This window comes from Ruminococcus sp. (assembly GCF_019417665.1).
Classification (GTDB): Bacteria; Bacillota; Clostridia; order Oscillospirales; family Ruminococcaceae; genus Ruminococcus_C.
Genome location: NZ_DXUU01000033.1, coordinates 21,259 through 33,623 on the forward strand (window position 1 = coordinate 21,259; position 12,365 = coordinate 33,623).

General features: G+C 48.6%; 10 protein-coding genes. 5 read left to right on the forward strand and 5 right to left on the reverse strand.

Annotation, left to right across the window (positions count from 1 at the left end; all coding sequences use genetic code 11):
* Positions 1-217 precede the first annotated feature (217 nt).
* The 3 genes from QZ375_RS09395 (at position 218) to QZ375_RS09405 (ending at position 3,612) form a co-directional block, all read left to right on the forward strand.
* Positions 218-511, forward strand: coding sequence for a co-chaperone GroES (locus tag QZ375_RS09395; RefSeq protein WP_295218284.1), 294 nt, complete (start codon positions 218-220; stop codon positions 509-511).
* A gap of 37 nt (positions 512-548) precedes the next feature.
* Positions 549-2,177 (forward strand): chaperonin GroEL, encoded by a 1,629-nt coding sequence (gene groL / locus QZ375_RS09400; protein WP_295218286.1) that lies wholly within the window; start codon positions 549-551, stop codon positions 2,175-2,177.
* 274 nt (positions 2,178-2,451) lie between these two features.
* The gene (locus QZ375_RS09405) at positions 2,452-3,612 is read left to right on the forward strand and encodes a glycosyltransferase (RefSeq protein ID WP_295218288.1); all 1,161 of its coding nucleotides are present in this window, start codon (positions 2,452-2,454) and stop codon (positions 3,610-3,612) included.
* 173 nt (positions 3,613-3,785) lie between these two features.
* Here the strand turns inward: QZ375_RS09405 and QZ375_RS09410 are convergent, their stop codons facing one another.
* Both QZ375_RS09410 and QZ375_RS09415 read right to left on the reverse strand, forming a co-directional pair.
* Complete coding sequence (locus QZ375_RS09410; RefSeq protein WP_295218290.1) at positions 3,786-4,292, reverse strand: hypothetical protein; 507 nt, start codon at positions 4,290-4,292, stop codon at positions 3,786-3,788.
* Positions 4,282-4,839 carry a sigma-70 family RNA polymerase sigma factor gene (locus QZ375_RS09415; protein ID WP_295218292.1) on the reverse strand — a complete coding sequence of 186 codons (558 nt, stop codon included), beginning with the start codon at positions 4,837-4,839 and terminating at the stop codon, positions 4,282-4,284. Before QZ375_RS09415 ends, QZ375_RS09410 begins: the two co-directional genes overlap by 11 nt.
* A 246-nt stretch (positions 4,840-5,085) precedes the next feature.
* Between QZ375_RS09415 and QZ375_RS09420 the strand changes: the two genes are divergently transcribed.
* Positions 5,086-8,421: an RICIN domain-containing protein gene (locus QZ375_RS09420; protein ID WP_295218294.1), complete on the forward strand. Its 3,336-nt coding sequence runs from the start codon at positions 5,086-5,088 to the stop codon at positions 8,419-8,421.
* 123 nt (positions 8,422-8,544) lie between these two features.
* Here QZ375_RS09420 and QZ375_RS09425 read toward each other — a convergent pair whose 3' ends face one another.
* A complete protein-coding gene (locus QZ375_RS09425; RefSeq protein WP_295218296.1) occupies positions 8,545-8,886 on the reverse strand; it encodes a PQ-loop domain-containing transporter in 342 nt (113 codons plus the stop codon).
* A 489-nt stretch (positions 8,887-9,375) separates the two neighbouring features.
* Between QZ375_RS09425 and QZ375_RS09430 the strand changes: the two genes are divergently transcribed.
* A complete protein-coding gene (locus QZ375_RS09430; RefSeq protein ID WP_295218298.1) occupies positions 9,376-10,704 on the forward strand; it encodes an aspartate kinase in 1,329 nt (442 codons plus the stop codon).
* A 91-nt stretch (positions 10,705-10,795) separates the two neighbouring features.
* Here QZ375_RS09430 and QZ375_RS09435 read toward each other — a convergent pair whose 3' ends face one another.
* Together QZ375_RS09435 and QZ375_RS09440 are read right to left on the reverse strand one after the other, a co-directional pair.
* The gene (locus tag QZ375_RS09435) at positions 10,796-11,845 is read right to left on the reverse strand and encodes a zinc ribbon domain-containing protein (protein ID WP_295218300.1); all 1,050 of its coding nucleotides are present in this window, start codon (positions 11,843-11,845) and stop codon (positions 10,796-10,798) included.
* A 7-nt stretch (positions 11,846-11,852) separates the two neighbouring features.
* The gene (locus QZ375_RS09440; RefSeq protein WP_295218303.1) at positions 11,853-12,290 is read right to left on the reverse strand and encodes a helix-turn-helix transcriptional regulator; all 438 of its coding nucleotides are present in this window, start codon (positions 12,288-12,290) and stop codon (positions 11,853-11,855) included.
* Positions 12,291-12,365 lie beyond the last annotated feature (75 nt).

Below are 12,365 nucleotides of genomic sequence, written 5' to 3' on the forward strand. Positions count from 1 at the left end.
TCTTTACGATGCAATGACATGAATTTTGTGGAAAGTGTTACATTATCACATTCTGGGAAGATGGAAAATTGTGCATATATCTGAAATTCTTGAAATTTGCGCAAAAGCCCTTGATTTTTTCTGAAAAGTTGGTAAAATAGATATTAGCACTCAGGAAGATTGAGTGCTAACAGGTTTGAGAAACAAGTGATAATTTTGTATGCAGGAGGAATGAATCATGACAATGAAACCGTTGGTAGACAGAGTACTGATAAAGGTGGAAAAAGATCAGGAGGAAAAGACCGCAGGCGGTCTGGTTCTGGCAACCAAGACACCGGCTGGTGTTCCGGCAAAGGGTAAGGTCGTAGCGTGCGGTGAAGGCAAGTTTGCTCCGAACGGCAATCGTATTCCCATGCAGGTAAAGGTGGGCGATACTGTTCTGATCAGCCAGGGTGCTGGTCAGAAGATCAAGCTGGACGGCGAAGAGCTGGTTCTGGTTTATGAAAGTGAAATTCTGGGTATTGCAGAATAATTGTCCTACATTATAATGAGAAAAGGAGTTTTTGATCATGGCAAAGGATATTAAGTATAATGCAGATGCAAGAGAAGGTCTGATCACTGGTATCGACAAGCTGGCAGACACCGTAAAGATCACTTTGGGTCCGAAGGGACGCAACGTGGTTCTGGATCGTGAATTCGGTGCACCGCTGGTGACCAACGACGGCGTTACCATTGCAAAGGACATTGAACTGGAAGATCCCTTTGAGAATATGGGCGCACAGCTGGTTCGTGAAGTTGCTACTAAAACAAACGATGCTGCTGGCGATGGTACTACAACTGCTACCGTTCTGGCACAATCCCTCATTCACGAGGGTGTGAAGAACATTGCTGCCGGCGCAAATCCTATGGTTCTGCGTAAGGGTATCGCAAAGGCTGTCGATGTTGCAGTAGACAGCATCAAGGCAAATTCCAAGCAGATCGAGGGAACCGCAGACATCGAGCGTATCGCTACCATCTCTTCTGCAGATGAGACTGTGGGCAAGCTGATCGCTGAGGCAATGGAGAAGGTTTCTACTGACGGTGTCATTACCATTGAAGAAGGCAAGACCGCAGAGACCTACAGCGAAGTAGTTGAAGGTATGCAGTTTGACCGGGGCTATATGTCTCCGTATATGGTAACAGACCGTGAGAAGATGAAGGTCGTTTATGATGATGCGCTGGTATTCATCACCGATAAGACCATCAACAATATTCAGGACATTCTGTCGCTGCTGGAGCAGATCGTAAAGATGGGCAAGAAGCTCTTGATCATTGCTGAGGATATCGAGGGCGAGGCTCTGACTACGATCATCTTGAACAACATCCGTGGTACTTTCAAGTGCGCTGCTGTCAAGGCTCCGGGCTTTGGCGACAGAAGAAAGGAAATGCTTCAGGATATTGCAATCCTGACCGGCGGTACAGTTCTGTCCTCTGATCTGGGCATGGAATTGAGCGATGCAAGCATGGATATGCTGGGTCAGGTAGGTCAGGTTGTTATCGACAAGGAAAACACTATCCTGGTAGGCGGTGCTGGTACTTCTGAGGCGATCCAGGAGAGAATTACCGAGATCAAGCACCAGATCGAAGCTTCTACCTCTGACTTTGACCGTGAGAAGATGCAGGAGCGCATCGGCAAGCTGTCCGGCGGTGTTGCTGTGATCAAGGTTGGCGCTGCGACTGAAGTTGAGATGAAGGAAAAGAAGCTGCGCATTGAGGACGCTTTGTCTGCAACAAAGGCAGCTGTAGAAGAGGGCATGGTTGCCGGCGGCGGTACTGCACTGATCAATGCGATCCCGGCAGTAGAAAAGCTGCTCCCGTCTCTGGACGGCGACGAAAAGACCGGTGCAAAGATCGTACTCCGTGCACTGGAAGCACCGCTTCGTCAAATCGCAGCCAATGCTGGTCTGGAAGGCAGCATTATCGTTGACAAGATCAGACGCAGCCGCAAGGTTGGCTATGGTTTCGATGCATACAACGAGACTTACTGCGATATGATGAGCAGCGGCATTGTTGACCCGACAAAGGTTACCAGAAGTGCACTGCAGAATGCAGCTTCTATTGCAGCTATGGTATTGACCACAGAGAGCGCAGTGGCAAACATTCCGAAGGAAGAGCCGGCAGCAGCTGCTCCGGCAGGCGGCATGGGCGGCATGTATTAATTCGCTCCCCTTGAAAATCTTTTATAGATAAAAAACCGTATCCGGTGAATGCCGGGTACGGTTTTTTTGCGTTTGCAGTTGTTTTTCTGTCAGCAGAGAATCAAATCCATGTAGTGTAAATTCAAGAATATTACTCATCCATTTTTAAGGAGGCAGCCGCCTGCGGCGATTTCATTTTATGAAAACATTGACCTTTTGCGTTATTTTTGTTATAATAAGAAAAAAGACGAAATGGATGGCTTTTTGTCGAATGGAATGAGAGTGATAGCAAGCTATGAAAAAGCTAGTGATGATCGGACCAGTCTATCCGTTTAAGGGTGGGATTTCCCATTATACCGGTCTTATGGTAAAAAATCTGAAAAAGGAATTTGACGTGTATACCGTTTCCTATCAGATGCAGTACCCGAAACTCCTGTTCCATAAGGAACAGCGGGATTATCAGAACGATACCACAAAAATCGAGGATGCACAATTCTGGATCAATACCGCCAACCCCCTGAATTGGGTGCAGACGGCAAACCGCATCAAGAAAATCGACCCCGATTATATTATCATGCAGTGGTGGCATCCTTATTTTGCCCCTTGCTACCGCAGTCTTGCCGGATTGCTGAAACGGTATTCCATTCTGTTTGTTTGCCACAATGTTTTCCCTCACGAACGTTTTCCCATGGATCGGAAACTGGCACGATCAGTACTGAAACAGGGGAGCGGTTTCATCACCCATTCCCATATGGACGCAGAGGATCTGAAAACCATTGTGCCCCAGCCCATTTATGAGACAACGGTGCTGCCCACCCTGAATGTGTTTCGGATGAAAAATATGACCTTTGCACAGGCGAGAACGGAGATCCAGATGCCGCCGGAAAAGAAAGTGCTGTTGTTCTTCGGATTGATCCGGGAATATAAGGGTTTGAAGCATTTGCTCCGGGCAATGCCTGCCATTATCGCCTATGACAGCGATATTGAACTGCTGGTGGTGGGCGAATTTAGCAGCGATGAGGAAAAGGCAGAGTACATGGCACTCATTGAGGCGTCCGGCGCAAAGGAACATATCCGGCTTGTGGGGGGCTATGTGCCCGACAAGGAAGTGGAAAAATATTTTGCGGCGGCAGATCTGGTGGTGCTGCCCTATGAATCGGCGACCCAGAGCGGTGTGGTGCAGGTAGCATATGGCTTTGAAAAGCCGGTCATTGTGACAGATGTGGGCGGTCTGCCGGAGGTTGTGGCAGACGGCAAAACCGGCTATGTGGTCGAATCAAAAAATGCTGATGCCCTGGCAGAAGCGGTGATACGCTATTTTCGGGAGGAAAAACAGGCGGAATTTGCCGAAAATGTCCGCCGGGAAGCGTATCAGTATTCTTGGGATCGCATGAACGAAACAGTTCTGCGGTTGACTTCTCAGATGGAAAAGGCAAAGTCCGGCAAAAATAAGTAGATATAGAAAAAGGAGATGCATGGGAGACCCGGTGCATCTCTTTTTTGGAATTAGGAATGAGGAGTTAGGAATTAGGAATAGCAGTGTTCGCTGTGCTCACGGATGAAAAAAGTTATTTTTGATTCCAATACATCGCCGCAGGCGATACCCATCATTCCATATGGAATCAAAACTTATTCTGCCCCTTCTACTGTGGTTTCCAAAGCGGAATCCGGAATCTCGAATTCCACAGCAACGTCATCGCCCGGATCACCTTCGCATTCCAAACTCAGACCATTTTCTTCTTCATAGACACGGAATGTGCCGTCCTGGTTTTCGCCGTCATTGCTGCTGTCGTTTTTTACAAATTCATAGGTGATGGTGTCCTCGTCCTGGTCGATCATACGTGCGTCAAAATCGGTCTTTTCGCCGTTGATGTACATGGTCACCTTGGTAAAGAGTGCTCCGTCTGTGGCAGCATTGACTGTTACCAGAGAGACAGCGCCGATGGCAATAACTGCGGCAGCGCAGATCAGAGGGCGGATGCGGCGGAGAACGGATTTCTGTTTCATATGTGTTTCCCTTTCTGCCATGTGCGGCAATTGCTGCATGACCTGTTCCTGGATGCGCCGGGTTCGTGCCGGATCTTCCTCCAGATGCAGCAGTGGTATATTTTCGTACCAGTCGTGTTTATTCTGCATGGTCAAAACCCCTTTCTATCATGAATTTCCGGAGTTTACCTCTGCTTCGATGGAGCCTGAGCCGAACTGCAGTATCGGTCAGACTGAGCATTTGTGCGATCTCTGAGGTTTTTTCTCCATAAAAATAAAATCGGATGATCATTTCCCGGTCGGTTTCTGACAGCGTGTCCAGTCCCTTCATGAGACAGGCGATTGCCTCCAGATTCTCTGTATCGCCGCAGAGATCTTTCGGGTCGGACAGGGTCAGTTCCTCCAGGGATTGGCGCACAGGCGCATGTTTTCCCATGGCACGAAATCGGTTTTTTACGGCGTTTCTTGCAATTGCAGCCAGATACGGCGACAGCAGTGCATCTGCTTTCAAACGGCTTCGGTTACGCCAGAGCTGGACAAAGACATCTGCGGTAAGCTCTTCCATGTCTTCCGGGGACAGTCTGCCCCGAGAAAAATTACGGATAATGGTATAGACATAGCCGCTGCGGTGCTGTATGATAGTCTCCAGCGCTGTTTCTTCATCCGCTTTCAGTTGTGCGATCCAATTTTCTTCCATGTATTTCACCTCTTGATCGGTACGCTCACTATGATATACACCCATTGACGGAAAATGTTTCATGGAGACGCAAAAGAATTTCGAAACTCAAACTGCCGCTGAAAATATAGCAAAACTGCACTTGCAAAACAAACAAAAATTATTCAACATGTGCATTGACATTATACACTTAATATATTATAATAGGATAAGATTAAAATGAGCGTTTTATGGATGAAACGCTGGAAAAATCATGAGGTGATACGGATGAAGAGGAAATTTGCAGCATGGCTCACTGCTGCGGCAATGAGTGTGACGATGCTGGGAACGGCGGTGCCGGATGCAGTGCAGACAGTTTCGGCAGCAGGCAGCTATCAGATGGAGTATCTGGATCGGGGTATTTCTGCTGTGAATACTGGTTCTGGTATGCTGGTGAGCTGGCGGTATCTTGCCAGCGATTCGGAGAATACGGAATTCCAGTTGTATCGTGGAACGACACTGGTCTATACCAGCGGAGCGTCAGATGCCACTTGTTATCTGGATGCTGGCGGTAAGAGCAGCGATACATACCGTGTGGACACGGTGAAAAACGGCACCGTGGTTTCCTCCTCCACCTGCGCTTTGACCTCGGATCAGAGCTGTTTCCAGCTGCCCCTGGATCCGCCTGCCAGCAGCAGCTGTACTTATTCACCCAACGACTGTTCCACAGGCGATGTGGACGGCGACGGCGTGTACGAGATCTTCCTGAAATGGGATCCTTCCAATTCGAAGGACAATTCCCAAAAAGGTTCTACGGGTAATGTGTATATTGACTGTTACCGTCTGGACGGCACACGGCTGTGGCGGATCGACCTGGGGAAAAATATTCGTGCCGGTGCACATTATACGCAGTTTTTCGTGGCCGATTATGACTGCGACGGCAGGGCAGAGATGACCTGTAAAACCGCAGACGGTACTGTAGACGGCCAGGGTAATGTTATCGGCGATGCATCCAAGGATTATCGGAATTCCAGCGGCTATGTGCTCAGCGGCTCGGAGTATTATACCCTCTTCGACGGTTTCACTGGTACTGCACTGGATACTGTGGATTATGAACCGGCACGGGGAACGGTCTCCAAATGGGGCGATAAATACGGCAATCGTGTGGATCGGTTCTGGGGTACTGTTGCATATCTGGACGGTGTGCACCCCAGCGTGGTGACAGGCCGTGGTTATTATACTCGTATGACAGCCACTGCCTATGATGTGGTAGATAAAAAACTGGTGAAGCGCTGGGCGTTTGATACCGGAAACAGTTCCTCTGCCGCAGGCTATGGCGACGGTAACCACAACAGCATGGCGGCAGATGTGGACGGCGATGGAAAGCAGGAGATCATCACTGGCGCAACCTGTATTGACGACAATGGTTCTGTGCTGTGGTGCTTGAATACCGGACACGGTGATGCCATGCACCTGGGCGATCTGCTGCCGGAGCGTGACGGTCTGGAACTGTGGATCTGCCATGAGGATAAGCCCTATGGTGTTTCTCTGGTGGATGCCAGCAACGGTAAAACAATTTTCCATAAAGATGGCTCCAGCGACACCGGACGCTGCTGTGCAGACAATGTCTGGACGGGAAATGACGGCGCTGAGTTCTGGGGACTGGGCAACGATGTCTTTGATGGAAATGGCAATACCCTCAGCTGTCGCCGCCCGGCAATCAACTTTTTGTCCTATTGGGACGGCGACCTGGAGCGTGAGATCCTGGACGGCTATACCGATTCTCCGGCAACGATCTCCAAAATGGGAGCAGATGGAAAGCTGACAACGCTTCTGAGTACAGACGGCTATTATACCTGTAATACCACAAAGGGTACACCCTGCCTTTCTGCGGATCTTTTCGGCGACTGGCGTGAGGAACTCATTGTCCGTGCCGCAGACAGCAAGTCCATCCGCATTTATTGCACGACTTATGATACGGATTATCGCATCCAGACTCTGATGCACGATCCCCAGTACCGGGTACAGGTTTCAGCACAGCAGACGGCGTATAACCAGCCGCCTCATGCCAGCTTCTACTTGGGTTCGGATCAGGATCTGCCGGAGTATATCTCTGTTACTGTGCCGGAAAAAGGCGTGACCGATCCCATTCCGCCTACGCCTGAAAAACCCACAGCTGCGGTACTTACAGACGGGGCAGTGTATATGCTGAAAAATGTCAACAGCGGTCTGTATCTGGAAGTCGCAGACGGTGCGGCACAGAACGGCGCAAATGCACAACAGTGGGGTGCTGATACACCGGCGGCACATAATACCTGGCGTGCAGTTTCTGCCGGGAACGGGTATTATTATCTGTACAGTCAATTGGGGGATAAAGTCACCTACTTGCTGGATGTTGCCGGCGGAAGCGGCGATAATGCCACCAATGTTGCCATCTGGAGCAAGAGCAACCGGGAAGAAGCACAACAGTTCTTGTTTTCGCTGAACAGTGATGATTCCTATACCATTTATACAAAGGCATCGGATCTTAGTTCCTGCGTTGAGGTTGTCAATGCGGAGACTGGAAACGGTGCAAATATCCAGCAGTATGAAGTGAACGGGCATCCCTGTCAACATTGGGTGCTGGAGCAGGTGACGGACTCCGGTGCAGTCATGGATACCACTCAGATCTATCAGATACAGAATGCCAACAGCCAGTTTTATATGGAAGTACAGAACGGCAGCGCAGAAGCTGGTGCGAATGTCCAGCAGTGGGGCGCAAATGGTGCTGCCAAATATAACAGCTGGTCACTGGAGTCTGCGGGCGATGGATACTATTATATTTACTCCCAGTTGGGGGATGGCAAGACCTATTATCTGGATATCACCCGTGCCAAGGACACGGACGGCACCAATGTTGAGATCTATACCGAAAGCAAAACGGCGGCGCAGCAGTTCAAATTTGTGAAAAATCCTGACGGCACATATCATATTCTGACAAAGATTTCGGGAGACAAAAGTGGTTTGGGTATTGAAGGTGCCTCTACGGCAAACGGCGGCAATGTGGTACAGTGGACACTGAACGGCAGTGCTGACCAGAAGTGGATCCTCACTTCTGTGGGTACATTGGAACAGCCTCAGGAGACGACCGAACCGCCGATTGTAACAACAGAGCTGCCGGTGACTACGGATACAGAGGCTGATACAACATCGGCTTCACAGCCCACAGAGACGCAGTTGATTTCTACAGAACAGTCTGCGGATACAACAACAACGGTTTCAGAGTCAGGAACAAAACCGACCTCTGCCTCTACAGCAACTGTTCCTACAGTGTCCGGCACAGAGACAACGGCTGCAACCACAAACACTACTACTGATTTGCCTGATTCTACAGAGACGGCAACAAAACCTTCTGGTACAGGTGCAGACGTTACGGTATTGTACGGCGATGTGAACCTGGACGGCAGAGTGGATATTACTGATGCAGTACTATTGAACAAGGCAGTTGCCGGTGCAGTGAAGCTGGGCGATCAGGCGTTTGCCAATGCAGATTGTGCACAGGACGGGGAATTGAGCAGTGATGATGCGATCTCTCTGCTGCAATTCCTAGTGCATCTGATTGATTCGCTGCCGACGAAAAGTTAAGGCATTTCGATACATTGCCGTAGGCGATACCATCATTCCTCATTCCTAACTCCACATTTCTAATTCAAAAAGGGTTGATCTCAGAAAGTTGAGACCAACCCTTTTTCTGTATCCTGTGGTGTTTCAGGACGCATGATGTGCCAGCTTGGAATAAACGATCTGGCTGGGGACACTCCCGTCACAAAGCTCTGCTTTGCGATCCAGTGCACAATTACGGAAATAGACAAATAAATTCGCCGTCACCATCAGTAAATTTATGATATAAACTGCCAGAACAAATGCATTCTGCATGGTGATGCCGTGGATCAGCTTTGCGGAAATGCCGGCGAGATAGCCGACGATCAGCAGCAAGATAAAGGGCAGACTCATGCCTTTTGCACTGCGGCACTTGTAATTCTTCACAAGGTTAATGGGCCAGGAACATCCAAAACAGATCAGCATTGCAGCTTCTAACATTTCACTCATTCGAAATTCTCCTTACATGACATCGTTGTTTTTTCTGACAATACCAGTATATCATTGTTCTCCTGCGCTGTCCAATATCAAATCTCAATGAAATCATAATGTAAAGCCTATGATTTTAGATGAATTGCACGGTTTCTATAATGAATTGTGCAAACTGTACAAGAATTATTTCTTTTCATTGTCACAAAACACGAATATGATTGGGGAAATCGGATAGTGAAATGTGCTGTAAAGTCTGTCCGTCCTAAAAGAACAAGCGTATTCGCCAAAAACACAATCAAAAAAAGCGAAAAATTGTGGTATTTCCCCATTGATTTTTTTGTCGAAAACGAATATACTATTATAGTATGCACACGATAGTGAGATTTCTGAGAATATGGATTCTCAAAGGGGCAGCGAAAATACTGTTGCCAGAGTTTTTCTATGGTACTCTGCAAAAACCATAAATTTATCATGAGGAGCGAGACGAGTCAGTCTCAGGATACAAGTATGGCAATCAAAGTTGTAAAATTCGGTGGAAGCAGCCTTGCCGATGCACGTCAGATCCAGAAAGCAGCTGCGATCATTCAGGCAGATCCCCAGCGGCGGTATGTAGTACCGTCTGCGCCGGGAAAGCGTTTTTCCAAAGATATTAAAGTGACCGATATGCTCTATACCTGCTATGGGCAGGCAGAACAGGGCGTTGATTTTCAGGGTGAGCTGGATGCGATCCAGGCACGCTATGACGATATTATTGCCGGGCTTGGCATGGATTTTTCTCTGGCAGATGAATTTGCTGTCATTGCAGAGAATTTCCGCAAGCGTGCCGGAAAGGACTATGCCGCAAGCCGTGGGGAATATCTGAACGGCAAGGTCATTGCCGCATATCTGGGCTTTCCCTTTGTGGATGCGGCAGAGGTGATCTTCTTCCGTCCGGACGGATCACTGGATGATGAAAAGACAGCAGATACTTTGCGGGAACGTCTTTCTGAAATGGAAAATGCCGTAATTCCGGGCTTTTATGGCTGCGGCGCTGATGGTTATGTCAAGACTTTTTCCCGTGGCGGAAGCGATGTCACCGGCTCTATCGTTGCCGGTGCTGTGAAGGCAGAGCTGTACGAGAACTGGACAGATGTTTCCGGCTTCCTGGTGGCAGATCCCCGTATTGTAGAAGATCCGGCGGTCATTCGTACCATCACGTATACGGAACTGCGTGAGCTTTCCTACATGGGTGCATCTGTACTGCACGAAGCTGCGATTTTCCCGGTACGTTCTGCCGGTATTCCCATCAATATCCGTAACACCAATGCACCGGAAGAGCCGGGCACCATGATCGTACCGGACAGCACAGAGGAAGAGCTGTCTGCCTATACGATTACTGGAATTGCCGGCAAGAAGGATTTCACATCCATCAATATTCACAAGGATCTCATGAACAGCCAGATCGGTTTCTGCCGTGACGTGCTGAATGTCTTGGCAGAGCACAATATTCCTCTGGAACATATGCCGTCCAGTATCGACTCCATGACAGTGATTGTGGATTCTGATCACCTGAAAGGGATGGAAGAAGAGATCCGCACAGAGATCATCAAGGCAGTACAGCCGGATTCCCTGGAGACAGAGGATGGCATTGCTCTCATCGCTGTCGTAGGCCGGGGTATGTGCCGGACACGCGGCGTTGCTGCACGGATCTTCGCTGCACTGGCGCATGCACGCATCAATGTACGCATGATCGACCAGGGTTCCAGTGAGTTGAATGTCATTGTTGCTGTAAAGGAAAATGACTTCGAACAGGCGATTCGCTGCATCTATGAGATGTTTGTCAATTCCGTCGCCTGAGTGGTTTTTTTGAAAATAATACAAATCCCCCTGTACTCCCATATGGCGGAGTGCAGGGGGATTTTTCAGTTCATGTTTAAGAGATTCTGCATTATACCTGTTTTCCACAGTTGGGACAAAACTGTGATTGGAGAGGTACTTCTGCACCGCAACTGTCACAATGCTTTTCCGTCTGTGTACTCGAAGCGGTTCCGTCCATGGAAACGTCGCCGACTGCGGCAAATGCAGGCTGCTGTACGGTCTCGCCATTGCCCTTTTCGAAAAGTTCCTTGAATTTTTTGGACATGCCGCAGAGTTTTCCGTAGAGATCCACAGAAATTTTTCCGGTCTGTACTTCCCGGTTGAAATTTTCCATGGTGTAGATCATCATGTACGACCCCAGGAATGCGTCACGCAGGCTGTATACCAGGCAAATTGCAACAATCAGTGCAACGATCCACCCGAAGCCGGTGCCGAATAGTTTTACCACAGCAAGGGCGAGTAGGAATATGATAACGCCCACGATGAGTTCTACCAGAATGGCAATACCAGTTCCCTTTGCTGAAGATTTCAGAAGCCCTTTCCAGTTCTGAAAATAGATGACAACGCCGTCCGCCGCAGATTTAAAAGGAGACTGATCGTCTTTCATAAAGGTGTAACACAGGCAGCATTCGTCCACATAGGTCAGTGTCAGTGTCGCAAATTTTTTCAGGATATTGGTAAGAAACGCTGCTTGGGGAATGATATTTTCGATCCAACCCACAGAGGTGTTCACTGCCTTATTGATTTGCCGCACAGAGCCGCTGACCAGTTTGTCCAACAGAATATAAACATTTGCGGTGGCAAATTTTCCTTTAACTTGTTCCTTGCCGAATTGAACCATTTGATCAGGAACAGTTCCGGTACGGAAGGTTTCCGCAATGACGGCAATCTGTGCCGATTTAATCATATATCCGGCGTATTGCTGTGCCAGTCCTACCAGTTTTGTCGATGCGACAATGGCGATGAGTGCCAATAGTCCGGCAACGGGATGTCCGATGGCTGTGGCAATTGCCACCCAGAGAATGGTCCAGAGAATTACACCTACGGAAATGGCAAGATTTATGCCGAGGCGTATCCAGACAAAGGTCATGGTTTTTTTGAAAATATCGAAAGGCTTCATGGTCTGTTCACTCCTTTTCTGTTTCTGCCGGGTGTTCCTGGTGAAAGACTGCCCGGATCTTTTCGATGTTCTTTGCGATTTTATCCAGCGTGCAGATAATATGCTCCATCTGCACCATTTCCTCTGCATCAATGACGCCGTCCTCTACGATCTGCACCAAATGCTTTGAGATACCTTCCATTTCGTAGGAAGAGCCGAGAAACTGGAGTATGGATCTGTCCAGGGTTTCGGGACATTGAGCAAAGATCTGTTTGTCCCGGAGTAAATAGTCAATGGTGACCTGGAAATAATCACTGAGTGCAATCAGCTTGTCCACCTCCGGGAGGGATGCCCCTGCTTCCCATTTGGAGACAGTTTGCCGGCTGACATCAAAAATACCTGCAAGCTCCTCCTGGGAGAGACCCTTTTCCATGCGCAGATTCCGCAGCTTTTCTGAAAATTTCATGATAAACCACCCCTTTTTAAATATAGGGCATCTCTAAAAACCCCCTATACAAACAGAGAAAAACCTAGTATAATA

Bases quoted from the DNA above. Each gene is read 5' to 3' on its own strand.
- QZ375_RS09415 (WP_295218292.1), bottom strand. From the start codon at position 4,839: ATGGAAGAAAATTGGATCGCACAACTGAAAGCGGATGAAGAAACAGCG.
- groL (WP_295218286.1), top strand. From the start codon at position 549: ATGGCAAAGGATATTAAGTATAATGCAGATGCAAGAGAAGGTCTGATC.
- QZ375_RS09435 (WP_295218300.1), bottom strand. From the start codon at position 11,845: ATGAAGCCTTTCGATATTTTCAAAAAAACCATGACCTTTGTCTGGATA.
- QZ375_RS09425 (WP_295218296.1), bottom strand. From the start codon at position 8,886: ATGAGTGAAATGTTAGAAGCTGCAATGCTGATCTGTTTTGGATGTTCC.
- QZ375_RS09420 (WP_295218294.1), top strand. From the start codon at position 5,086: ATGAAGAGGAAATTTGCAGCATGGCTCACTGCTGCGGCAATGAGTGTG.
- QZ375_RS09395 (WP_295218284.1), top strand. From the start codon at position 218: ATGACAATGAAACCGTTGGTAGACAGAGTACTGATAAAGGTGGAAAAA.
- QZ375_RS09405 (WP_295218288.1), top strand. From the start codon at position 2,452: ATGAAAAAGCTAGTGATGATCGGACCAGTCTATCCGTTTAAGGGTGGG.
- QZ375_RS09430 (WP_295218298.1), top strand. From the start codon at position 9,376: ATGGCAATCAAAGTTGTAAAATTCGGTGGAAGCAGCCTTGCCGATGCA.
- QZ375_RS09410 (WP_295218290.1), bottom strand. From the start codon at position 4,292: ATGCAGAATAAACACGACTGGTACGAAAATATACCACTGCTGCATCTG.
- QZ375_RS09440 (WP_295218303.1), bottom strand. From the start codon at position 12,290: ATGAAATTTTCAGAAAAGCTGCGGAATCTGCGCATGGAAAAGGGTCTC.